Source organism: Fulvivirga ulvae (assembly GCF_021389975.1).
In the GTDB taxonomy this organism is placed as follows: domain Bacteria; phylum Bacteroidota; class Bacteroidia; order Cytophagales; family Cyclobacteriaceae; genus Fulvivirga; species Fulvivirga ulvae.
Genome location: NZ_CP089981.1, coordinates 4,095,630 through 4,120,154 on the forward strand (window position 1 = coordinate 4,095,630; position 24,525 = coordinate 4,120,154).

The following is a 24,525-nucleotide window of genomic DNA, read 5'->3' on the forward strand; positions in this document are numbered from 1 at the left end:
AAATTGTTAAATAATATGTGTTTAGGTTATTGATCGTACCTGACAAAGTTTGCCCGGGCCTCCTTTTTTAAAGCTATCCAACGCTAATCCACTACCTTAAAAGCCGGCCTGAGCTGATTGTCTTTATTGGTGTTATAGTCCTCCAGCCGATAAGTGATTCCGGATGGTTTGTGGTATACTATAAGGTCACTGTCTGCCCAATAAGATTGTACATTGGTGGCTGTAGTGATGAGCTCACCTTTTACATAAATGTAATAGCCGCCGTCATTGGCCCGCCACCACGTTTGATCCGAAGTGTCATAGATCGTGGCCGACCTGACCTGGTCATCCTGTCTTTCTTTGTAGCTTTCAAGCAGGTAGGAAAGGTTGTCGGTAGGGTCATAGACAAAGAGGTCGCTGTCAATAAATACACTTCTTGTTCTTTTAGCTATCTGTTCTCCATTAACATACAGCCAGTAAAGGTTGTCTTTCGATCTCCAGGTAACGTTGCCCTTACGGGTATAGGGGCCATAGTTATCTGTAGATTTTGTATTATCTGTTTTGGTAATCGGCGAAGCATTAAAGCTTATGACTTCGGCCGGACGTATTTGCTTATCCTGAAGGTCATAAAAATTTTTGAGGCGATATTTTGAGCCAGTAGTGGTGTGTGTTATTAACAGGTTACGTCCTTCAGCAATACTGGTGGTTTCCTGGGCTACCTGTTTTCCTTGTACATAAAGCCAATACACATTGTCTTCAGACATCCAGAATACAGACTCAGACGAAGAGGAAAGCAACCGGGCATTTCTCCATTGATTATCCTGAAGGTGGCTGTAATTTTCCAGAAGATATGTTTTCTGTTTTTCAGGATGGTATACCAGCAGGTCGTTACCGGCCATGGCATAGACAGTCTGTAGCTGGATTTCCTTATTGTTGTCCTTTACATAAAACAGGTTATTTTCGGCTTTCCACTCCACTTTTCCTGCCGATTCCATGATGATAGCTTCTCTTAATTGCCTGTCCTGGCGGCTGGCAAAGTCTTTAAGTAAATAAGTGTTGTTGCCATAGTTTACTTCAAGGTCGCTGCCAGACCATTTATTGGTAACCTGTGAAGATACATCTTTGCCTTTGACATAAAGGTGGAACTTGTTATTGAAGGCTGACCAGAAAACATCTTTATGATCACTGATGAGCATGGCAGAACGAAGCTGATCATCCTGCAGGTTATAAAAATTCTTTAAAATATAACTGGAGCCGTTTTTTTCATGATAAACGAGCAGGTCGTTATTGACCGCGGCGGAAGAAGTAGTACTGGCTACCTGCTCCCCCTTAATAAAAAAGAGGTATTTATTGTCTTTGGATTTCCAGAATATATTGTCTGATTGGGAGATAATCCTTGCCGGGCGCAATTTATTGTCCTGCAACTGGTAGTATCTTTCCAGGAGCAGTGTGGCATTGGTCAGTGGATGATATACCAGAAGATCATCATCAGACTTGGAGTGGACTATTTCAGTGCTGATGCTGGTACCTTTGTCGTAGACATAAAAGCTAAGATCTTTAGACCTCCAAAAGTATTGATCCCTTTCAGAGAGGATCTCTGCAGGCCTGAATACATTGTCGGTAAGGTGCGTATAGCCGGGTAACAAATAAGAAGTTCCTGTTTCAGGGTCATAAGCCAACAGGTCGTCATCTGCGTAAGAATATTTGGTGCGGGAAGCTATCTGTACTTTATTATCCAGCAAATGCCATGTTTTTTCGTCGGATTTCCAGATGGCCCGAGAGTTTATGGATGATGTTGATGTAGTGGTTACATCGCTGGTTTCTTTGGCAACCAGCTTCTTTTTGGGTTCCTGCTCGTTGGCTCCGGCCTGAGTTTTATTAAAATAGAAGTCTCCGATCAGAGAAGTCGATTCCCACGGGATCTGTTGCCTGGCCGACTGGTCAACCACGGATTTTCTTACATTCTGAAATACCTGTAAAATGGTGAGGTCAGGGGTGAAAAGGTTTTTCAGCAAAGCCTCGGTATAAAGTCCGTTACTGCCGGAACCATCAGAGGCGGTTTTTCCGGGAGCGGTGGCATAGGCAATCAAAGAACCACTGGGGGCATTCATAAAGGCAAGGCCTTCTCCCTGGGCAGAGCGGCTCCAACTTCTTTTGAAAGGATTGTTACGGCAGGCATCTAAAATTACAATATTGACTTTGCTTTTGGCATATTCCATTAATCCCAAAACACGGTCAGCGCGCACACAGTCGTATTCTATCTGCTGTTCATTGGTAAGGTTTGTTTCTACCGGAATGAGGTAGTTATTGCCATTAGCTTGTATACCATGGCCCGCAAAATAAAACAGTCCAACGTCATAGGCTTCCAGCTTACGGCCAAACTCATCTATTACCTGCTTCATTTCACGCTGTGTCAGATTTTCGTATTGCATGACCTCAAAGCCCAGACCGGTCAGAGCCTTTTTCATGGATCGGGCGTCATTAACAGGATTTAAAAGCTTATTGGCATTTTGATATTCAGCATTGCCAATAATCAGGGCCAGCCTTTTTTCATTGCTTGACTGAGCATGTAATTGCAATGAAATTGCGGATAAAATAAAAAGGAGTATTGCAGCTATAGATCTCATAAAATGGGGCGAAATGGATTCGCCAATTTAATAAAAAATGAATGGTAATGAAAAGGGATATTGAAATATGTAGAGCCGGCTTTTGGTGCTACCGGCAACCTGGCCCGGTTAAGGTGGAGCATTGCCGTAAAATGAGCCATCGGCAGTTTGGCAGAGCCGCCGTTGCATATCTGTATTTGTACGGTGAGTTTTTTTGAAAAGGTAAAAAGAATGTAGAGAAGAGATCTGTTTAAAAACCGTACCCTATTTTCTTGAGTCTGAGTTGAAATTTCTCCCGGTTATATTCATCCCTCAGGGCTTCCATACAGGCAGCACAAAGGCAATCTTCATATTTATCATTGATGAAATTCCGCTCTTCCTGGCTCAACTTTACAGTGGAGCACTGGCATAGTACTACGGAGCCTACCTTGCACTCAAAAGAGCCGTTACACCGAGGACAATATTTTAATTCATGCTTCATTCATAACAAGTATATCCGGCAGGTTTTTAAGGCCTGCCGGATGGGATTAATAGTAGAAAATTAACTCCATTTAAAAACAAAACCTAGACTACAGTTTCATTTACACGCTCCCGAAGTTGCCTGGCGGCAGCTATCATTTCTACCAGGGCAGTTTTTGTTTCTTTCCAGTCACGTGTTTTCAATCCACAATCGGGGTTTACCCAAAGCCGTTCTGCAGGTATTACTTTCTTTGCTTTTTCAAGCAAGGCCAGCATCTCAACCCTGGAAGGTACCCTTGGCGAATGGATATCATAAACCCCAGGTCCGATTTCGTTGGGATATTCAAAGCTGGCAAAGACATCTAATAATTCCATCTGAGAACGTGAACACTCGATAGTGATTACATCGGCATCCATAGCTGCAATATTTTCGATAATGTCATTAAACTCTGAGTAGCACATATGGGTGTGGATCTGCGTTCCATCATTCACACCACTTGTAGCCAGCCTGAAGGCGCCGACAGCCCACTCCAGATAAGCCGTCCAGTCAGATTTTCTCAACGGTAGCCCCTCACGGATAGCAGGTTCATCTACCTGTATTATTTCTATTCCTGCTTTTTCCAGGTCTATAACCTCATCTCTGATGGCCAGTGCTATTTGCTGGCATGTCTTGGCCCGTGGCTGATCATTACGTACAAATGACCACTGAAGAATGGTAACAGGTCCCGTTAGCATACCTTTAACAATCTTATCAGTCAGTGCTTGAGCATAGGCTGTCCATTCAACCGTCATAGCCGCCGGACGCTTAACATCTCCGTAAATAATGGGAGGTTTTACACATCTTGAACCATAGCTCTGTACCCAGCCATACTTTGTAAAAGCAAAGCCGTCCAGCTTTTCGCCGAAGTATTCCACCATATCATTTCGCTCAAACTCCCCGTGTACCAATACATCCATTTCTATATCTTCCTGCCAGCGGATGGCTTTCTCTATTTCCTGCTTTAGAAATGCATCATATTGCTTTTGGGTTACATTGCCCTTTTTAAAGTCAGCCCGCCATTTCCTTACCTCAGCAGTCTGAGGAAATGAACCAATGGTGGTAGTAGGGAAGAGGGGTAGTTCAAGGAGTTGGTTCTGAAGCTCTTTTCTTTCCGGAAACACAGACTTGCGCCTGAAGTCTTTTTCGGTAACAGCATGGAGTCTGTGAGAAACTTGTTCATTATGGATCAACTCTGAGGTTTGCCTGCTTTTAATGGCATTGACATTACTATTAAACTCCTGCAGGTGAATATTTTCAACTTCATCTGACAACAAGTTTTTAAGTATTACGATTTCATCCAGTTTCTGTCTGGCAAATGCCAGCCACTGTTTTAGCTCCGGTAAGAGAGTCTCGTTATCGTTTTCAAGATCCAGATTACATGGAGAGTGCAGGAGCGAGCATGATGCGGCAATAGTTATTCTCTCCTTTCCTATCTTTTCAGACACCTTTTGAATAGTGTCCAGGGATTGCCTGAAATCATTTTTCCAGATATTCCGTCCATCCACAAGTCCTAATGACAAATTGAGATTTACAGGCAATTGTTTCGAGTTCAGGATGTTGTTCAGTTGCTCAGGGCTGCGGATCAGATCGATATGCAGGGTATCAACGGGTAATGAAAGTGCCAGGTCTAAATTGTCACCAAGGTCTCCGAAGTAGGTGGTTAGTATGATCTTAACCTGGGGAAACTGCTCATTAAGTGACTGGTAGGCATATTTAAGGGCCTCACGTTCTTTATCAGTTAAATCCATTACCAGGTAAGGCTCATCTACCTGAATATATTCCACCCCTAATTCAGTAAACTGCCTGAAAATATCGTGATAAACAGGAAGCAGCTGCTCAATGAGTTCTATCCTATGGAACCCTGATTCCTTTTCTTTACCGAGTAGCAAGTAAGACACGGGCCCAGGCACTACAGGTTTGGTAATTATGCCATTGGCTTTGGCTTCTTTGTATTCATCAAAAATTTTTGTTGAAGAAAGTGAAAACTGCTGGTCATTAGTGAATTCCGGCACGATATAGTGGTAGTTGGTATCAAACCACTTAGTCATTTCCATAGCAGTAATATCCAGGTCATCGTGCTGATAACCGCGGGCCATGGCAAAGTAAAGATCCAGATTGGATTTTGTATTGTCTTTTTTTAGCTCCTTGTATCGTTCAGGAATGGCACCAACAGTCAGAGTCATATCCAATATCTGGTCATAAAAAGAAAAGTCACCGGATGGGATCAGGTCTATTCCTGCATTCTTTTGAATTTTCCAATTGTGCGTGCGGATGTTTTTGCCGGTTTCAAGTAATTCTTCAACCGAAATTTTGCCTTTCCAGTAAGCCTCGCAGGCTTTTTTTAGTTCACGGTGGCTTCCAATAGACGGATAGCCCAAATTGTTTGTTTTCATAGCTTAAGCTTTTAAGTAATTTGAATAATTAGTTAAAAGCTCTTCAGCTCAACTTCACCATGCTTTTAATGAATATAGATAGAAAGGTATGTGCACACCTATACCCAGGTGGCATCAATATCTGTTCTGGCTAATACTTCAAATCGCGAAAGCATCGTCAAATCCTGTTATATACAGGACGATAAAGGCAGGTCTCCTGGCTTTCCGATTCTTGTCGGCCTTCTCATACTGCTTTGAGTACAATGGCATTTGTCAACAAGAATAGCGCTACCCCTTTAAGAGGTCGGAATTACAGTTGCGCGTCAGCTCGTGATTTTCACACGATTCCCTATTATTTTCGGCTTTCACCGAAAACCCTTACCGTTTTTGATTAAGAAATCAAGTAAAGAACTTATTGAATGGAAAGTTAGGAATAAATTTTTTAGAACCGGAAAGGAGGGGTTAAAAATGTTGGCAAATTGGTATTCAGTAAGTCCGAAGTCGGAAGTCCGGAAACCGGAGCTTTTTGTAAGTGGTGAACAGTGAACGGTGAACAGTAAATGGTGATCGGTGACTGGTAAACGGTAAGTAATATTGGAATTTTAGATATTTCTATAACTACCATCCCTCTTGAGGTGATTACAATACGTACCTTCAGAGCTAAATTGTGATCAATCGTAAAACCAGTGGAGTGAGTGAATCGGAAAAACAAGAACTCTCAACGTAAGCTTACCAGCGAAATAAGATAAAACTGCCTCATTGCAATTTCACCCTTATCCGGGCTGGATTTGTGTTTGAGCTCTAATCAGGAAAGTTCACTGTATGGTGTCGGCGGCAGGAGGGGTGTCCCGGTTTTGCTACCGGGACGAAAGGTGTGTTTTTATATTCCTTACTCTTTTGGATAATCATAGCTTACCATCCACTGTACATCGAACTTGTCTTTAAACATACTGAAATACGAACCCCAGGGCACATCACCGATAGGCATTTCAATGGCACCGCCTTCTGAAAGTTTGTCGTAGATGCGCTGTGCTTCATCTTTGCTGTCGGTCGATACGGATATGTAAAAATTGTTGCCCTGCGAAAGTTTCTGTCCCATCGATTCCAAGGCATCAGTGGCCATCAGCATATTGCCATCCCCGATGGGCAGCGCTATGTGCATTACTTTATTTTTAACTTCTTCCGACATGTTCTCGTGGCCCTCCATAGGCATATCGCCGAACCGGATGATACCACCAAGGAATTCGCCTCCGAAAATAGATTGGTAAAAGTTGAAGGCCTCTTCCGTATTACCGGGGAAATTTAAATAGGGATTGATTTTTGTCATGGTTGTTTTGATTTTGTTTTAGGCAAAAATATAAGAATAAACCACCTGACAGCGTGTGCAAATCCGCCAATGATCAGGGGCGAAAGCGGCGGAATTTATATAACAGTAGGTATCTGCTGTTCAAATTGTTATTATAACTATCACCTTATATAGTAAAACAACTCCTTATCCTTATTAATAATCTCAATACGCTGGTCTGAGTAATATTTAAAACCAGTACCAAAGGGAATGCCAATCCCTTCTGTACCTGAAAGATGCACGGCCTTTTTCAGATCGCTCCACTGATTGGCCTCATCATGTGCACCAATGATGTAAGGCACCAGCTTCATCATCTCTACAGACTCGTTATCTGCTGCAAAGGGGACCCGATCACCTAATTGAATAGCACCGGCTGATATGCCGATCAGAACTGCCCCGGACACATATCTTTCTTTGATAATGCCGGCAGCTCCGGTTTCTGATAACCTTTCCCATCCCGCTATTACATCACCTCCGGCCAGTAATATAAGGTCAGCGTGTTGCAGGTCTTGCTTGTCGGTTGCCGTAAATTCAGAAGAAATCATCCTACAATCCATTATTTGCAGGTTCTTCATGCCTTCCTTAAAAAGTTCGTAAAACTCAGGCTGATTGCCATTAGACCAGCCGATGTAGACTGCTTTGATGTTTACTTTGCCGATATCGTCTTTTACAGAAGCCAGAAAATACTGTCCTGTGGTATCTCGTGAAAACAACAGCTGACTATCAGATAGCAGGTATATTGGTTTTATATTACTTATCAATGTGAAATGCTTATGGTCTTGATTATCATGTGTTTGTTTTTGAGTATCCCAACTGGCATGTCGAAGTTAAATATTTTTGTGGGAGGCTAAGAAGAAATGCTGTTTGAAATTAACCTTAAAAGATTCGCAAAAGACGTTGTCGTCTGTGTGAAAAGTTGCTATTTTAATTATTGTTGAGCTAATGTTCGCACGATTCAGGTTGATTTCCCAACAAAACAGTTCTCACTTTATTAAAGAAGATCATGCTATCAAAAAAAGAACAGGCTGTACTCAGAAGCAGGATATTCCGGCATCTGGATGGTATTGTTACTGCCCCCTCGGCATATGCTTTAAAAGCACATGGCGTAACTGATTTTTTACTGGCCAGAAAAAAGACTGACCTGCGCGCCATTGCCACTCAATTTAAAGCTAATGAAGGATATCTGAACGTTGCGCTGAGGGCTTTGTGCTCCCAGGGGTGGCTCATACAGCATATAGATAATGAAGCCGATAGCATTACATTTGAAACCAATGATCGCTCGGAAGCGGCTTTCACACTTTTTTCAAAGTATAAAGATGTTGTAGAGCTGCTTATACTTTCGGAAAAGTACCATAGCCGGCGATTTGAAATGGAGCCTTTTCTGAAGCTGGAAGACATATTCAGTAAACTAGGGAATAAATATGAGCAATCTTCGTCAGCTTCCGTCACGGAGGAGGAAGTTCATCAACAAATTCTGACACACATTGAGGGGATAGTAGTCGGGCCTACACTGGTTCACCTGGGTATGAGCGGCATGTTTCATAAATACTTTATGGAAACCCGGTTTAAGGCGGAGGAATTTCACAAAGATGCAGAAGGGTTCGGGCGCTTGCTGGACATATTGACCCAGCTAAAATGGTTTAACAAGATCAATGGTACTTACGAATTTACGGAGGAGGGTCTGTTTTTCGCCAGACGGGCCAGCGCCTATGGAGTTACCGTCTCTTACATACCCACACTCAGAAAGCTCAACGACCTTATTTTCGGTGACCCTACTATACTGAAAGGGCTGGATGCCAATGGGAATGAGAAGCACGTTGACCGGGAAATGAACGTATGGGGGAGTGGCGGTGCCCACGCCGCTTATTTTAAAGTGGTGGACGAGATCATTATCGAGATATTCAACAGACCGCTCAACGAACAGCCGAAGGGAATTTTGGATATGGGCTGTGGGAACGGAGCCTTTTTGAAGCATCTATTCGGGGTAGTGGCAAACCAGACTTCCAGGGGCAGGGTGCTCGAAGAACACCCCCTGCTGTTGATCGGCGTGGACTATAATGAGGCTGCACTGAAAGTGTCGAAGGCAAACCTTATACAGGCAGATATTTGGGCCAAGATCATTTGGGGAGATATCGGTAAGCCGGACGTGCTAGCTTCTGACCTGAAAGAGGCCTACAATATTGACCTGAAAGATTTACTCAATGTACGCACCTTTCTGGATCATAACCGTATTTGGGAGGAGCCGGAGAAGAAAGATAACCTGCGGATCAGCACCTCAACCGGAGCGTATTGCAGTGAGGGCAGGAGGTTGAATAACAACCTTGTATCTGAGTCTCTCAGACAGCATTTTAAAAAATGGACACCTTATGTGCAGCAATATGGCCTGCTGCTCATCGAACTGCATACAGTCCGCCCTGAACTGGTAGCCGAGAACCTGGGTAAAACAGCCGCCACGGCGTACGATGTTACACACGGCTACTCAGACCAGTACATTGTAGAGGTCGAAGAGTTTATCAAAGTACTTCAGGATGCAGGCCTTACCCATGACAAGGAGGTATTCAGAAAGTACCCTGACTCAGCATTGGCAACAGTGACGATCAATCTGTTCAAGGCCTGACAGAATACCTCGCATAGGCGGTTTTTCAAGCAACTTACTTCTTTACGATCTTAACCGTTTCCGTAAGGTTGTTATCAAAATGAACATTTACAAAGTAAAATCCCTGAGATAAAAAATGCATATCTATGGTGGACAGATCAGGTTTAACCTGTTTCGGGCAGTCAATCTCCATACCTAAAACATTAAAAAGTCTGACTTCTGAAATACCCGACCCTTTTGAGCGGATATACAGCAGGTCTCGTGCCGGATTCGGATAAACCGTTACATCTAATCCTACACTGGCCGCATATAGCTCATAGATCATTGAAGCGGACAAAGCATAGTTATAGATCCTGAAGTCATCCAGGCTTCCATCCAGATAGGGGTCAGTCGGATATTGTGAGCGACCGATAAAGTTATTTGTTGTGCTGCCCAGATCGTAAGGGTTGAAGGTGACAGAATTATTTGTATTGGCCACTTCACCGTCAACATATAAAGTGCACTGATCTCCAAATAAGGTCACCGCTACGTGTACCCACTTTCCGGTAGGCAGTGCACCCGTATTGACTTGATGTTCTTCATCGCCATTTTTGATCACGAACCGTAAAGTGCCTGTTCCAGAATTGCCCGTTAAGAACATATATTCAGAGGTGTTATTGCCAAAATCGAATATACGTGACCAGTCATGGTTTTCGTCAAGTTTTACCCACGTCATGATCGTCATATCAGCGGCAGTGCTCAATATACCTTCAGGTACCAGCAGGTGATCATCCACACCATCCAGACTGATGGCGTCATTCAATTTACCTCTCACAAACACAGGCCCATTGACACTATCGGCGTGCAGCTCACTGCCTGAAACATCGTCCGTATTTTGTTCAAAGGTATAGTGAGCGATTAATCCGGTAGGGTAATTCATATTGATCACGAAACTTTGCTGAGAAAGTGCACCACAACTGTTTTTGAAATTGACGGTACATGTGGTGTCACTGGTGATATCGCTGATGGTGATCTCATGGGACGTTTCTCCCGTGCTCCAGCTTATACTTCCATCAGTGGGTTGTACACTGAGAGTAACACTGGCACCGGAATCTATGGCTGCATAGGCAGTCTGGACACGATCACCACCAATCTGCATATAAGGAGTCAGGGACGTGGGGCTGCAGTCAGTTCCCAGAGAGCGGGTTAGGGTGCCCAGGCCGGGCTGATCAAAAGTAGTAGGGTGGCCTCCGGGACCACTTTCAGGTCTTTGTTTTTCTACCATGGCCGTGATGTAGGGGATTTTATCTGCCTGCCCCAGGCGCCTGCCGTAGTGGTTGTATATCATTTCCCATATACCGCGATATTCTCCACGTCCTGCATTAGACACCACCGTGTGTTCGTTGTACCGGCAGTTGATCCAGCTATACCAGACATACTTGGCGAAAGGCACCTCTTCACCGTAATTATACTTTGCAGCATATTCAGCCCCTTTTCTAAATCTGTTGTTATCATACCCATACATATCATCTCCCTGGTTCCAGGCTATTTCGCAAAAGCTTGCCATCAGGCCAACGCCTAACAACGTATGCCCTTGATCACGACCACTTTCCTGCCACTGCCCCAGTTGGTCTGAAAATAAATGGGGGACCACATGCTTTATAGCACCATTACCACCCCCATATTTGAAATAGTTGATGCCTTTGTTATATATTTCACGGTTGTCGCAAAGTATGCCGATAGCCAGCATAGCCGCCATATTGCATAAGTCCCAGTTGGCCCAGTAGTTTGTGATGCATGCATCATTGTGGTCAGCACCATGTTCATTGCCCAGTAAAAAGCGCTCTACCAAAGGGTAATAGAATACATTCAGCATATAGTTTTGAAACCGGGGCAGCTCAAAGCCCGGATAGTCACGCATAAGCTCTGCGACATTAGCAAACTGGTAACCGAAAAGTCCGGAGGCAAGATACCGGTCGGTATTACCTGTCAGCGTTTTATGTGTGACCGACCAGGCATTCAGTATCTCTACAGCTTTATCCCCATGAGCAGTATTGCCGGTGATTTTCCACATCAAAGCATGCTGGTAAGCCGCTGCAATATCCTTATAAAGTACTGCCACATTATCACCTGTCCCATGTCTTGAAACAGTTTCCGCCGGCCGTGGTGACCAGCTAAGCTTTGCATAAGGACTCGCCACCAACACCTCGAAACCAGATTTCCATGGCTCTTTTCCTGCATTCACGTTCTCTCTCATCCTTTCAAAATCAGACTGCGTGTGCAGTATGCCCGGATGGACAAAGGGTTGAGCCATGCTCTGAAAAGATATTGCTCCGGCAAAAATTAAAACCAATAGACCCGCTAAGCGGAGAGCTACTTTCATATGATAAGTTGTTTGTTTACTATAATAAATGTTTGAACATATAATTTCATTAAAACCGGCTGACTATGATTTTAAATGAAAATTAATAATACATAAAAGGGGAATTAATTTTTGGGGCTCATAAAGAAAGTGAAAAGTGTTTAAACGACCAAATTGAAGTTTTATAGTTGAAACTTATACTTCAACCACTGAAATTTTAATCATTACAATTTAAGGAATTTACTGGTGAATGTTTCTTTATAAGCACGCGGTACAACCTCTGCGTTAGATAAGAAAATCCGGTTGCCTGAGACTCAAGGTTAACCAGGGAAGATTTGTGAACGCGCATAAATTTGAAAGGAGCTAATTTATGTTCCCTAAAAGACAATGTTTCCGAACTAAACTACTGACAACAAATAGTTTGAGGGGTAGGGAAAAAAATAAAGTATAAAAATTTGATATGGAGCTTCTTAACCCATTCAGTATAAATTTAAGCCTGTCAATTTGAAGTATCGTCGCAAAAAAGACCCCACAACAAATACTATGAATGAGTCTTCATCGGGAAGGATATTTTAGTGGGGATTGGAAAATGAGCCATTATTTATAAATTTAAACAAAAGTATGACTATGAGCGAAAGGGAGAGGTTTGATACATTCTAATCTCCGGTAATCATAGCTTAGCGTTACTAACTATTGGAAGCAAATATTATTAATAATAGATGAGAATACTAATAATAATCTGTACAGCATGTCTTCTGAATCAGTCTTGTCATAGACCTGAAAATCAATTGACAGAAGCTCAAATGCAGGAAATTACTAATTCAGCCACGGAGGTTGTAAAAAAGGTTTTTGAATATTCTAATAAAATGGACTTTGAAACCGGACTAAATCATTATTCTGAAAACTCTAATTCATATTTTATCACCGATGGAATAATGCATTCATTGACTGACCTTAGGGAAGCGTATAAGAATATAGGACCTTCAGTGGAAGAATTACACAATACAATTGAAAGTTGGAATGTTCAGGTCTTGTCACCTGAGGTTGTTACATTCACTCTTCCCATAAAACTAAAGTTGAAACTAACAGGGATGCCTGAATTCACTGGACAACTTGTTTGGACAGCAACACTTCAAAAACAAGAAGATCAATGGGTGATTGTTCAAAGTCATGAATCCTGGTTAAACTGTGCTGAGGTTGCATCTGCGCTGACTCCCGCCAATGACATTTAAAAGTTGCTTCAAGATCCAGGGTTGGGTGTAAGTCTGCGAAGGCCCGCGAAAAAGCCGATTATCGTGAGGTAATCGGTTTCTTTATTTGATAAATTATTGACATCCCATTATTCGTTTAAATCAAGCCGGATTTCCGCTGGAGATACCGACATTTCGATCAATCCCAACTCAAAACATACCGAATAATTCATTACCACCCCCTTTTTGAAACATAAGCACCCCCTTTAAGTCCTTTTTTCGTGCTAAATAGCGGGCTGAATAATTTTTTAAAAAAGCTATTTGAATGAAGATCAAAAAAATACATCTGGGGTTATGTGTTATGCTCTGGTTCACTGGGTGTGTGGAGCCTCAGTACCAGATCACGGACGGCGGGGTCATTATTGACATAAACCAAAACAAAGAATCGGAAGTTCGCAAGGTTCATTTGCGGATACTGGGTAATGAGTTGATTCACGTATCTGCAACACCAGATAACGATTTTCCGGAGGACTCCAGTCTGATTATTGTTCCGGGGCTTCAAACTGTACCTTTCACTGTAGAGGATGAGCAGGATTCTATTACCGTAAGCACAAAGCGGCTTAAAGTCTTTGTATCAAAAGCTAATGGCGGAATAAAATTCAAAGATAGTGCTGGAAAGGTTGTTTTGGCAGAAAAGCCCGGAGGAGGCAAGTCATTTACACCTATTGAAGTAGAAGGAACAAAGGGCTATACTATACGACAAATATTTGACTCTCCTGCTGATGAAGCTTTTTATGGGCTGGGACAGCACCAGGCTGATGAATTCAACTACAAAGGCAAAAGCGAGGAACTGTTCCAGTATAATACCAAGGTGTCGGTGCCTTTTGTGGTTTCCAATAAGAATTATGGTCTTTTATGGGACAGTTATTCTTTAAGCCGCTTTGGTGATAGCCGTGAATACAAGCAGTTGAATAAGATATTTACATTATATGATAAGGAAGGAACTCCGGGAGGTTTAACGGGAACTTACTTATCGCGGACCACAGATTTTCCCATGCTGGTGCGTAAGGAAGATTCACTTTGTTTTGAAGACATTAAGTCGGTAAAGAATTTGCCTGAAAATTTTCCTTTGAAAGGAGCTGATGTGACCTATGAAGGAGCTCTAGAGGCCTCGAAGGACGGAACTTATAAATTCATCCTGTATTATGCAGGGTATGTCAAAGTTTATTTAAACGATGAATTGGTAGTGCCGGAACGCTGGCGAACAGCCTGGAACCCAAACAGCTACAAGTTCACATTTGATTTGGAAGCGGGAAAAAAGGTTCCTCTGCGCGTAGAATGGAAGCCGGATGGAGGCAGGTCGTATTGCGGTTTGCGGGTGCAGACTCCTCAGAGCGATGAAGAGCATAATAACCAGGTTTGGTGGAGCGAAATGGATAAGAAAATGGACTATTATTTCGTCTATGGCGATTCTATGGACGAAATAATTAAAGGATACCGGACACTTACAGGGAAATCTCAGATAATGCCAAAGTGGGCTATGGGCTTCTGGCAAAGCCGAGAAAGATATAAAACCCAGGATGAAATTGTAAGTACTCTGAAAGAATTCCGGGACCGCAAGATTCCTATTGACAATATTGTTCTTGACTGGAACCACTGGCGCGAAGATGCCTGGGGAAGTCATGAGTTTGACGAAAAACGTTTTCCCGACCCTAAGGCTATGGTAGACTCTATCCATGCAATGAATGGTAAAATGATGATTTCCGTGTGGCCCAAATTTTATGCTACCACGGAACACTACAAAGAGTTTGACAAAGAAGGGTGGATGTATCAGCAGGCAGTTCAGGACAGTATTCGTGATTGGGTAGGGCCGGGTTATGTAGGCTCATTTTACGACGCATATTCACCTGGTGCCCGAAAATTATTCTGGAATCAGATCTATGACCACTACTATCCTTTGGGGATAGACGCCTGGTGGATGGATGCCAGCGAACCTAATATCCTCGATTGCACCGATATGGGATACAGAAAGGCCCTTTGCGGCCCTACTGCCTTAGGCTCCTCTACAGAATATTTTAATACTTATGCATTAATGAATGCAGAGGCTATTTATAACGGGCAACGCAGTGTAGCTCCTGATAAACGCGTATTTTTATTGACTAGGTCGGGCTTTGCCGGCTTACAACGCTATTCTACTGCCACCTGGAGTGGCGACATTGCCACACGCTGGGAAGATATGAAAGCGCAAATTTCAGCAGGACTCAATTTTGCTATGAGTGGTATTCCTTATTGGACAATGGATATTGGTGGCTTTTGTGTGGAAGACAGATATGTGGCCGCACAGTTTGAATATGACAAAGAAGGGGAGGAGAATGATGATTACAAGGAATGGCGTGAATTGAATGCCCGCTGGTATCAGTTTGGCGCCTTTGCACCATTGTTCCGGGCACATGGACAATTCCCATATCGTGAACCGTGGCATATTGCTCCTCAGGGGCATGCTGCATACAATTCTATTCTATATTACACCAATTTGCGTTATAGATTGATGCCTTATATCTATGCTATGGCAGGCATGACCTATTTCGATGATTACACCATTATGAGGCCTCTGGTCATGGATTTTTCAACTGACAGTACCGTTGAAAACATCAGCGATCAATTTATGTTTGGTTCGGCGTTTATGGTATGTCCTGTTTATGAGTATGGAGCACGTTCCCGTGAAGTTTATTTTCCAGAAGAAACAAACTGGTATGATTTCTACACGGGGCAGTCTATCCAGGGAGGGCAAAGGCTGAAGGTCGAAGCTCCTTATGAACGTATTCCTTTGTTCATACGAGAAGGTTCTATTATACCGGTTGGCCCTGAAATGCAATACAGCGATGAGAAAGCTGCTGAAACTATAGTGCTTTATGTTTACAAAGGACAAAACGGAAGTTTCACTCTTTATGAGGATGAAGGAGATAATTATAACTACGAAAAGGGAGAATACTCAACCATATCTTTTAATTATAACGAAGCCAAAGGAACACTAACCATTGGCGAGCGGGAAGGGCAATTTGATGAAATGCTAAAGGACAGGACATTTGTAATTGTTCCTGTAAGTAAGGAGAAACCTCAGGTATTCTCACCAGATGCCACAGGGCAGAATGTAAAGTATACGGGGAAAGAACTGACAATAGAATTGTAATAAATAGTACGGCCTGCTTTGCAGTTTTTCTTAAAAAATAACTGCAAAGCAAGCCTTTTTAGGTGATCATAGAGGAAATCTTTAAAGCACGATGTGCTGGCTTCTTTTAAGTCTCATATGCCATATGAGGCATCATTATAATTTGAAACTGAACCCCTCACTAACTTTTTTGTCATATTTTAATTTATCAAATTGAAATAGATAAGATCCTTTCTTTGAGGAAGACATATCTTTTTCAGGTAGTTTAATCAGGATACCAAGCGCATTTATTTTATTAACGAAATTGCGCTTGTCTATTTTTTTGCCAAAAATAGCTTCATACAGCTTTTGAAGCTGTCGCATGGTGAATTTTTTGGGCAATAGTTCAAAACCAACCGGCTCATTTGAAGTGCGGTATCGAAGTCTTCTTATGGCATGCTGGACCATTTTATCATGGTCAAATATTAGTTTAGGAGCATCAGATATACTGAACCATTGAGCTGAAAATTGTTCAGAAAGTTTTTCATTATGTCCGGCAATATTGATCAGGGCAAAATAAGCAACGGATAGAGTGCGTTCTACAGGATCCCGATCAATCTCACTGAAAGAATAAAGTTGCTCCATATAAATATCCGTAATACCCGTTAAGTGCTTTAATATTCTACTCGCAGCATGATCCAAATTTTCGTCCTTTTTTAGAAAGCCTCCCATAAGGGACCATTTTCCCTTTTCCGGTTCAAAATCCCTTTTGATAAGTAATATTTTTAAATCATCCTGATCAAAACCGAATATTATACAATCTACGGCCAGGAGAACTTTGTCTTCTTCACTATAACTATTAAGCATCAGTAAGAATTTGAAGTTCTAATTATTATTTCTATGAGCATGATAAGGGCTTTTTAAAGCATGTTCAAGTGCGGTCGAAGTTATCATTTACAATTTATTCTGATAAATAAATGGCAATTTTTTTAAAAAAGGATTTAATTCACAAATTGATAAGTGTATTTTTTATACTTATTAATTTATGCACTCTATTATGTGTAATTCTGGTATTTGGGAAGACTATTTAGGATATGGTCATCTGAATTGATTTACACTGTTTAGAAATTTGAGTCATAGAACCATTGGGATAGACAATGGCATAATGATTAAATAAAGGAAAATGAAATCGACATTAAAAATTAAGGGCCGAGTACACTAACCAGGGATGAATTTTTAATCAAAGATTCCATGTGACCATTGAAAATCAAATTATATACAAATGAAAAGAATATTAAGCTTGATGCTGGTTAGTCTGGCGTTTCAAACACCTGGTCTTTCGCAAGATAGAAAACTGCAAATGACAGTTAAAACAGATGATAAGGCACCAATAATAAGTAAACACATATACGGACATTTTGCAGAGCACCTGGGTAGATGCATATACGGAGGCTTTTTTGTAGGAGAGGCCAGCAATATACCCAATACCGATGGTGTGAGAAATGATGTAATCGATGCCCTTAAAGCGTTGCAAATCCCGAATTTAAGATGGCCTGGAGGCTGTTTTGCAGATACTTACCATTGGAAAGATGGTATTGGGCCAAAAGATGAGAGACCAACTATAGTAAATCAATGGTGGGGTAGTGTAACGGAAGACAATAGTTTTGGAACCCATGATTTCCTGAATTTGTGTGAAATATTAGGCGCAGAGCCTTACCTGGCTGGCAATGTTGGTAGTGGCACCGTACAGGAACTGGCGGACTGGGTACAATATGTTAATTTTTCAGGAACAAGCCCGATGTCAGATTTACGCAAAGAAAACGGACGTGAAAAACCATGGAAGGTGAAGTACTGGGGTGTTGGAAATGAGGCTTGGGGCTGTGGAGGTCACATGCGTCCTGAATACTATGCTGATGTGTATAGGAAGTATGCTACTTTTATGTCTGATGCAAATATCGAAGGAGGATTGTATAAAGTAGCATCCGGGGCCAGCAGTTCCGATTATCACTGGACAGAAGTAATTATGAAAAATGTACCTCTCAATTTGTTGCAGGGAGTGGCACTGCACCACTATTCGGTAATAGACTGGAGCAATAAAGGCTCTGCTGTTGATTTTCAGGAAGAACACTACTTCAAGCTTATGCAAAAAGCGTGGGAAATGGAAGAGCTGGTTAATAAGCATGTGGCCATTATGGACAAATACGATCCTGAAAAGAAAGTAGACCTCATAGTGGATGAATGGGGAGCTTGGTATGATGTGGAAAAAGGTACCAACCCGGGATTTCTTTACCAGCAGAATACGATGCGCGATGCCATGATTGCAGGAATGACGCTGAATATTTTCAATAATCACGCTGATAGAGTAAAAATGGCCAATCTTGCACAGGCGGTCAATGTATTACAGGCGGTCATCCTTACCGATGAGCAAAAAATGCTGCTTACTCCCACATATCATGTAATGAAAATGTATACGGTGCACCACGATGCACAATTACTGCCCGTTACATTCGATTCTCCTGAATATTCCCTTGGAGAGGAATCTCTTCCTGCTATATCGGTAACAGCATCGAAAGACAAAAATGGAGTAGTACACATATCCCTTGTGAATATCGATGCCAACAAAACCAATGAGATAGAGATTGATCTTAACGCTCTTGGGGTTAGAGAAGTGACAGTCAAGGTATTGACCTCAGGGAAATTACAAGATCATAATACTTTTGACCATCCGGATAAAATTGAACCACGTCCATTTAAGAATTTCAAAAGATCAAAAAAAGGGGTGTATACCGTTAAAATACCTCCTTTTTCAGTTGTGATGTTGGAAGAGATCAAATAACATAAGAATGAAAAGAGTGTTGTTTTTAAAAGTGCCTATCCGCAATAAGCGGCCTAGCTTCAAGGCTTCAGGTCAACTTGGTTAACATACTTTTTTGACTTGGTAAAGTCAAACTGTTACTCTAGCTAACAGGGTTAGGCCATTGCTTATTTATATCTCAAGTTTCCAATCTATCGTGACACAATCTTTTTACTTTCTCAGAGCACTAGCCACTATTAATAGCTATAAAATTAACTATATAATAGTGTTTGACTGATCTTGTAAGCATCCCGAAAATATGACAGTTTAAAAGTAGATAAAACCACTTTAATTTAACTGTTTTTATGAAAAGGAAAAGATATTTCCCCTACGTCATTTCATCATATCAGAAAATCTTACATATAAAACCTATGACATTATGATTATATGTATTTTAAAGATATGATATCAAATAAAACAACAGACTGGTATAAAGAAATAGTAGAATCGCTAAACGACATGATTTATGAACTGAATGCAGAAGGCAAGTTCATTTATGCCAATCGGGCATTGGAAAGATATTCCGGCTTTAGCCGTGAAGAATTAAAAGAGATTGTTTTTTGGCAACTGGTAGAGTCTGATTTTGTAGATAAATTGGATAGTTTTTATAAGAAACAGCGCCAACGGAAACAACGAGATACCTATTTTGAATTTCCGATGGTCTCAAAAAAAGGTGATGTAATCTGGGTGGGCCAAAATGTAAGTATGTTCTTTGACAAGCAAGGTAAAGTCAAAACCGTTCGGGCGGTAGCCCGGGATATCTCTACTCTAAAGCAATTACGCCTTGAACTAGAGAAAAAAGCCAAAGTGCTGCAGAAAACTAATAAGGACTTGAGAGCTACCAAGACCAAACTCGAAGAAAGGAACAATCTCACAAATGTAATATTGAATACTATGGCAGAAGCTGTAGTGGTAGTTGACAAAGAGGGCAAATTTTTGTTGTTTAACGATGCCTCAAAAAAAATTGTGGGTAAAGGTGAAGCAGAACTTCATCCAAGTGAATGGTCGAAACATTATGGATCATATTATACCGATAAAAAAACACTTATTCCTATGGAGGACCTGCCTTTAATACAGGCGTTACATGGCAAAGAGGTGCATAACTTTGAATCATATATTCAGAATGAGAAGAAAAAGGAAGGGATTTTTGTAAAGTATAACAGCAGACCGCTAAAAGATAAAGCTGGCAAAATTATAGGTGCCCTCCTCGTTACTACCGATATTAATGATCAAAAAGAAGCTGAATTAAAGCTACGTCAAAGTGAGGAAAAATTCAGGGCTATGAGCGATGCTTCTCCCCTTGGTATTTTTGTTACCGACCAAAAAGGGTTATGCACCTATACCAACTCCGAATACCAAAAGCTGAGTGGTTTAACCCTGGAGGAATCCCTTGGCACAGGTTGGTCTATGGGTATACATGAAGATGATGTGGACCGTATTTTTAGAGAGTGGCAGGAGGCGGTAGATAATGACCTTAAGTTTAGCAGTAGACAGCGTTTTAGACGTAAATATGGAAGCGTAGTTTGGGCAAAGGTTAAAGCTTCCGCTATCATTATTAATAAGGAGAAGGTAGGCTATGTCGGTACTGTTGAGGATATTACTGAAAGTATAAGGTATGAGGAAAAGCTCTTAAAGGCAAAAGAGCAGGCGGAAAAAGCCTCCAAGGCAAAGGAAGAATTTCTATCAACGATGAGTCACGAAATACGTACACCACTAAATGCTATTATAGGAATGTCACACCTGCTGTTGGATGAAAATCCCGCAAAACATCAGATGGAGAACCTTAACACACTGAAATTTTCATCGCAGAATCTCCTTTCACTTATCAATGATATTCTTGACTTTAATAAGATAGAGTCTGGAAACATAACACTAGAAGAAATACCTTTTGACTTTTTTGACCTTATCAATAATATTAAAAATGTTTTTAGCCACCGTGCTGAAGAAAAAGGAATTTTATTGAATGTAATGCTTGACACTGGTATTACGCACATATTAATTGGTGATCCCACCCGTCTTACACAGATACTTACCAACCTGCTATCCAATGCGATAAAGTTTACTAATGAGGGGCGTGTAAAGCTTCAGGTGATGACAGAGCAGAACAATGATGAAAATATTACTTTAAGTTTTTCTGTTGAGGACACGGGCATAGGCATACCTCAAAGCAAACAAAGTGTTATTTTTGAACGCTTTTCTCAGGCGGAAGAAGATACCACGCGATTTTATGGGGGTTCTGGTCTGGGGCTGGCCATCATTAAAAAACTTGTTGAATTGCACGGTTGTTCGATTCATGTCAAGAGCACGCCAGGAAAGGGATCTAATTTTCATTTTAATCTTACTTTTAAAAAAGGAACAGTACCGGAACTCAAAAAGCATACCACACCTACAAAGCATTCTGATGTAAATCTGAATGGTATTGATGTTCTTGTGGTAGATGATAATGCTATTAACCAGATGGTAGTCAAGAAATTCCTCCTCAAATGGCAGGCAGACGTAGATTTAGCTGACAGTGGACAAGCCGCCATAGAAAAAGCAGGTCATAAGCCATACAGTATTATCTTAATGGACATACAAATGCCGGGGGTTAATGGTTATGAAGCCAGCCAGAGTATTAGAAAAACCGAACTAAATAAAGAGACACCCATATTAGCATTAACAGCGGATTTTGATAGCAATGTTAAAAAGAGAGCTTTAGAAGTAGGAATGGATGGGTTGCTTACAAAACCTATTAACAATGAAATACTAAAAAATGAGATTGTTAAGCAACTCGGCATAAATTCCAAGACAGAGGTATCACAAAGAAAAGAACGAACAAAAAACAGTCACCAACTAATCGATCTGAGCCGAATAGAAATAGTGGCGGACAATGATCCTAAGTTTTTAACTAACATTCTGGAATCTTATTTACAGGAGCTAAATCTATTTAAAAAAAATTATAAGAACGCGCTGCTACAATCCGATAACAAAGCCTACGCTGCACTATTACATAAAATCAAACCTGCCTTGGAGATATTCCAAGCCGATCTTGTACTTGAGGAAATATCGAAAGGAAGTCAGCTGCTGGGTTTTACCAATAAAAATGCAGTAACTAATAATGTGGTTAATGTGGAGCGTATGTGCAATACAATCATTGATATAGCTGAAGCTAAAATTGAGCAAATAAAATCTAAGAAATCAATCTAAAACTTGCATGCGTAAGATAATAATATAGATTCATTTGATATAAAGCTTGTATTTTGTATTCTTCATTATATAATATTTAAAAAAACATATTTTAGCTATTGTAAAATGCAGAACTAACTTGTTTTTATTAAACTCACCTATCTATATGAAGAAAATCAGTGCTGTAGTAGTTGATGATGACGCTATTTTTCAAACAATTGTTAACGGCTTTATCGGCAAAACTGATTCAGTTGAACTAAAGCAAGCTTTCAGTAACCCTATTGACGCAATAAATTATTTGATGGAGAATAAAGTGGATCTTATATTTTTAGATGTTGAGATGCCGCAAATGTCTGGACTCGAGTTTATTTCATCGTTGGATTATAACCCTCAAATTATTCTCATTACCAGTAATGAAGCCTATGCCGTTGAAGCTTTTGAACATCAGGTAGCAGACTATCTTTTAAAACCGCTTGATAATTATTCCAGGTTTTTACGAGCTGTGAACAAAGTGAGAGAAGCTGTAAAGGAATTATCAGAAGAAGACCACTTTTTTATTAAAGAAGATAATAAACTGGTAAAGATACATTTTGCTGACATTAATTATATAGAGGCATATGGAGATTATGTCAAGATATATACAGACGATAAGTGTCATATTACACTCTCTACCCTTAAATCTATTAGTAAAAAATTATCCGGAGCAGATTTTATCCAAACCCATCGCTCGTATCTTGTAAGACTAGATAAAATTGATAGTATCGAAGGTAACACACTTAATATAAACAAGTACAATGTGCCGTTTAGTAAATCAATGCGTGAAGAAATACTCGAAAAAATTGTAAAATAGGCTGCAAAAGTGTATTAAAATTTCTTTATCTGCAGTGCCTTGGCTATTTTCTGCTTTAGTTCATTAGGATTAAAAGGTTTATTAACTAAATCAGTTAATCCGATATTTTTTAGTTTCGCTTCTGTAAAATCGAATACAGATGCCGTCAAAGCTATTATAGGAAGAGTTTTAATCCTTTTATTTTTCATGGCTCTAATCTTGCGTATGGCCTCAAAGCCATTCATCACCGGCATGCGCATGTCCATTAAAACAATATCATAGTTTTTTTTCTTTAAAGTATCAATGGCTTCCTTTCCGTTATTAACTATGTCAAATCGTACATCCCACATTTTAAAAAATTTAGCTGCAATTCTCTGATTAATCTCCATATCTTCTACCAATAGCAATTTAATACCTGAGATGTCTTCTGTATATAGATCGCCTTTGTTTGGTTGTGATTCAACCGTTGCATTTTGTATATCAAAGTCTAGTGTAACACTTTTATAGCCTGGCTGCTTGGAGAAGCCTCCTTTGAGAGTTTTAATGATTTCTATTGCACTATTTACTTCTTGTCTCTGACTTACCAGAGAGCGGGTATCCTGAAGTAGTGGGTCAGCTGAAGTATCAATAAGGTCTAGTTTTACCCTTATACTACTTTTCGACTTCCTCAGAGACTCTACTGAAAGATGCAATCGAGAAGTTTCGCGTCCTGCCAACTGAGCACAAATCAAGTGCCTCAGCATCTGCTGTATTCGATCAGGGTCACCTACCAAAAAACCAGGTATGCCAAAGTCATATGTATATTTTATATCAACGTTATATTCATCAGAAATTTCACCAATGAGCGTTTCTATTAAACTATGTAGATTGAAAATAAGGTGCTTGTTAGGTAAACCCAGCCCTGGCCTATTGACTTCAGCAAGTTTATTTACTACTTCTATGGTGTTTTCAGCAGATTCATTGAGTAAATAGAGGTCTTCATTAAATTCTGAAAGCTCGTTTTTCTCGAGCAAGATGGTTGTCAACCCATAGATCACGTTTAAAGGTGTTCGCAGGTTATAGCTTACTTCATCTAAAAGGTCCTGCTTCATTTTACGCGTCTCTTTAATATGCTTTCGCTGCCGTTGCATTTCCAGATAGGCCATGGCCAATTTACTCAATGCTTTTATAGATTGCCGCTGGTTGTTATTCAGCTTGCGGGGCTTTCTATCAATAACACATAATGTACCAAGCGCATATCCTTCTTCATTAATCAGCGGATAACCCAGGTAAAATCGGATGTATGGGTCGCTTGTAACCAGTGGATTATTTTTAAATCTCGGATCGAGTTCTGCATTTTCCACCACAAAAAACTCATCCTGCTGTATGGCATAATCGCAAAATGCTACTTCCCGGGTTGTCTCCGTAGTGTCTAACCCGTTGTTTGATTTAAACCACTGCCTTTTATCATCGAGTAGAGTAATGAGTGATACTGGTGTGCCGCAGATGTAAGCTGCCAGATTGGTGATGCTGTCCAGCGTTTCATCTGCGCTGGTATCCATAATTTCATAGCTTTCCAGGGCTGATAATCGCTCTTTTTCGTATCTGCTGCTCATCCGTTA

The 24,525-nt window shown here is 40.8% G+C and carries 15 protein-coding genes and 1 riboswitch; of the genes, 6 read left to right on the forward strand and 9 right to left on the reverse strand.

Features of this window, described 5'->3' with window-relative positions; translation table 11 throughout:
• Positions 1 to 83: 83 nt before the first annotated feature.
• The 5 genes from LVD17_RS17550 to LVD17_RS17570 form a co-directional block, all read right to left on the reverse strand.
• The gene (locus LVD17_RS17550; protein WP_233760317.1) at positions 84 to 2,606 is read right to left on the reverse strand and encodes a caspase family protein; all 2,523 of its coding nucleotides are present in this window, start codon (positions 2,604 to 2,606) and stop codon (positions 84 to 86) included.
• Between the two features lie 229 nt (positions 2,607 to 2,835).
• Entirely contained in the window at positions 2,836 to 3,066 is a 231-nt protein-coding gene (locus LVD17_RS17555) for a cysteine-rich CWC family protein (protein WP_233760318.1), read from the reverse strand.
• 83 nt (positions 3,067 to 3,149) lie between these two features.
• The gene (gene metE, locus LVD17_RS17560; RefSeq protein ID WP_233760319.1) at positions 3,150 to 5,477 is read right to left on the reverse strand and encodes a 5-methyltetrahydropteroyltriglutamate--homocysteine S-methyltransferase; all 2,328 of its coding nucleotides are present in this window, start codon (positions 5,475 to 5,477) and stop codon (positions 3,150 to 3,152) included.
• Between the two features lie 169 nt (positions 5,478 to 5,646).
• Positions 5,647 to 5,851, reverse strand: a riboswitch (cobalamin riboswitch).
• Positions 5,852 to 6,345: 494 nt separating this feature from the next.
• Positions 6,346 to 6,783, reverse strand: coding sequence for a VOC family protein (locus LVD17_RS17565; protein WP_233760320.1), 438 nt, complete (start codon positions 6,781 to 6,783; stop codon positions 6,346 to 6,348).
• 140 nt (positions 6,784 to 6,923) lie between these two features.
• Positions 6,924 to 7,562, reverse strand: a complete 639-nt coding sequence (locus LVD17_RS17570) for a Type 1 glutamine amidotransferase-like domain-containing protein (protein WP_233760321.1) — start codon at positions 7,560 to 7,562, stop codon at positions 6,924 to 6,926.
• A 242-nt stretch (positions 7,563 to 7,804) separates the two neighbouring features.
• Here LVD17_RS17570 and LVD17_RS17575 point away from each other — a divergent pair, with 242 nt between their 5' ends.
• Positions 7,805 to 9,418 carry a class I SAM-dependent methyltransferase gene (locus LVD17_RS17575; protein ID WP_233760322.1) on the forward strand — a complete coding sequence of 538 codons (1,614 nt, stop codon included), beginning with the start codon at positions 7,805 to 7,807 and terminating at the stop codon, positions 9,416 to 9,418.
• Between the two features lie 34 nt (positions 9,419 to 9,452).
• Here the strand turns inward: LVD17_RS17575 and LVD17_RS17580 are convergent, their stop codons facing one another.
• Positions 9,453 to 11,759, reverse strand: a complete 2,307-nt coding sequence (locus LVD17_RS17580; protein ID WP_233760323.1) for a LamG-like jellyroll fold domain-containing protein — start codon at positions 11,757 to 11,759, stop codon at positions 9,453 to 9,455.
• A gap of 196 nt (positions 11,760 to 11,955) precedes the next feature.
• Positions 11,956 to 12,126: a hypothetical protein gene (locus LVD17_RS28710; protein ID WP_370688766.1), complete on the reverse strand. Its 171-nt coding sequence runs from the start codon at positions 12,124 to 12,126 to the stop codon at positions 11,956 to 11,958.
• Between the two features lie 400 nt (positions 12,127 to 12,526).
• Here LVD17_RS28710 and LVD17_RS17585 point away from each other — a divergent pair, with 400 nt between their 5' ends.
• Together LVD17_RS17585 and LVD17_RS17590 are read left to right on the forward strand one after the other, a co-directional pair.
• Positions 12,527 to 12,970, forward strand: a complete 444-nt coding sequence (locus tag LVD17_RS17585) for a nuclear transport factor 2 family protein (RefSeq protein WP_233760324.1) — start codon at positions 12,527 to 12,529, stop codon at positions 12,968 to 12,970.
• Positions 12,971 to 13,253: 283 nt separating this feature from the next.
• Positions 13,254 to 16,118 (forward strand): TIM-barrel domain-containing protein, encoded by a 2,865-nt coding sequence (locus tag LVD17_RS17590; RefSeq protein WP_305039573.1) that lies wholly within the window; start codon positions 13,254 to 13,256, stop codon positions 16,116 to 16,118.
• 135 nt (positions 16,119 to 16,253) lie between these two features.
• Here LVD17_RS17590 and LVD17_RS17595 read toward each other — a convergent pair whose 3' ends face one another.
• Entirely contained in the window at positions 16,254 to 16,943 is a 690-nt protein-coding gene (locus LVD17_RS17595; protein ID WP_233760325.1) for an NUDIX hydrolase, read from the reverse strand.
• 415 nt (positions 16,944 to 17,358) lie between these two features.
• On the opposite strand from LVD17_RS17595, the gene LVD17_RS17600 reads away from it, so the two are divergent.
• The 3 genes from LVD17_RS17600 (at position 17,359) to LVD17_RS17610 (ending at position 22,945) form a co-directional block, all read left to right on the forward strand.
• Entirely contained in the window at positions 17,359 to 18,912 is a 1,554-nt protein-coding gene (locus tag LVD17_RS17600; RefSeq protein ID WP_305039574.1) for an alpha-N-arabinofuranosidase, read from the forward strand.
• Between the two features lie 420 nt (positions 18,913 to 19,332).
• On the forward strand, positions 19,333 to 22,116 hold the full coding sequence (locus LVD17_RS17605; protein ID WP_233760326.1) for a PAS domain S-box protein: 2,784 nt from the start codon (positions 19,333 to 19,335) through the stop codon (positions 22,114 to 22,116).
• A 145-nt stretch (positions 22,117 to 22,261) separates the two neighbouring features.
• The gene (locus tag LVD17_RS17610) at positions 22,262 to 22,945 is read left to right on the forward strand and encodes a LytR/AlgR family response regulator transcription factor (RefSeq protein ID WP_233760327.1); all 684 of its coding nucleotides are present in this window, start codon (positions 22,262 to 22,264) and stop codon (positions 22,943 to 22,945) included.
• A gap of 14 nt (positions 22,946 to 22,959) precedes the next feature.
• Here the strand turns inward: LVD17_RS17610 and LVD17_RS17615 are convergent, their stop codons facing one another.
• On the reverse strand, positions 22,960 to 24,519 hold the full coding sequence (locus LVD17_RS17615) for a response regulator (RefSeq protein ID WP_233760328.1): 1,560 nt from the start codon (positions 24,517 to 24,519) through the stop codon (positions 22,960 to 22,962).
• Positions 24,520 to 24,525 lie beyond the last annotated feature (6 nt).

Excerpts from the sequence above, each read along its gene's own strand:
- LVD17_RS17550 (WP_233760317.1), bottom strand. The coding sequence starts at position 2,606 with ATGAGATCTATAGCTGCAATACTCCTTTTTATTTTATCCGCAATTTCA.
- LVD17_RS17555 (WP_233760318.1), bottom strand. The coding sequence starts at position 3,066 with ATGAAGCATGAATTAAAATATTGTCCTCGGTGTAACGGCTCTTTTGAG.
- metE (WP_233760319.1), bottom strand. The coding sequence starts at position 5,477 with ATGAAAACAAACAATTTGGGCTATCCGTCTATTGGAAGCCACCGTGAA.
- LVD17_RS17565 (WP_233760320.1), bottom strand. The coding sequence starts at position 6,783 with ATGACAAAAATCAATCCCTATTTAAATTTCCCCGGTAATACGGAAGAG.
- LVD17_RS17575 (WP_233760322.1), top strand. The coding sequence starts at position 7,805 with ATGCTATCAAAAAAAGAACAGGCTGTACTCAGAAGCAGGATATTCCGG.
- LVD17_RS17580 (WP_233760323.1), bottom strand. The coding sequence starts at position 11,759 with ATGAAAGTAGCTCTCCGCTTAGCGGGTCTATTGGTTTTAATTTTTGCC.
- LVD17_RS17590 (WP_305039573.1), top strand. The coding sequence starts at position 13,254 with ATGAAGATCAAAAAAATACATCTGGGGTTATGTGTTATGCTCTGGTTC.
- LVD17_RS17595 (WP_233760325.1), bottom strand. The coding sequence starts at position 16,943 with ATGCTTAATAGTTATAGTGAAGAAGACAAAGTTCTCCTGGCCGTAGAT.
- LVD17_RS17600 (WP_305039574.1), top strand. The coding sequence starts at position 17,359 with ATGAAAAGAATATTAAGCTTGATGCTGGTTAGTCTGGCGTTTCAAACA.
- LVD17_RS17605 (WP_233760326.1), top strand. The coding sequence starts at position 19,333 with ATGATATCAAATAAAACAACAGACTGGTATAAAGAAATAGTAGAATCG.
- LVD17_RS17610 (WP_233760327.1), top strand. The coding sequence starts at position 22,262 with ATGAAGAAAATCAGTGCTGTAGTAGTTGATGATGACGCTATTTTTCAA.
- LVD17_RS17615 (WP_233760328.1), bottom strand. The coding sequence starts at position 24,519 with ATGAGCAGCAGATACGAAAAAGAGCGATTATCAGCCCTGGAAAGCTAT.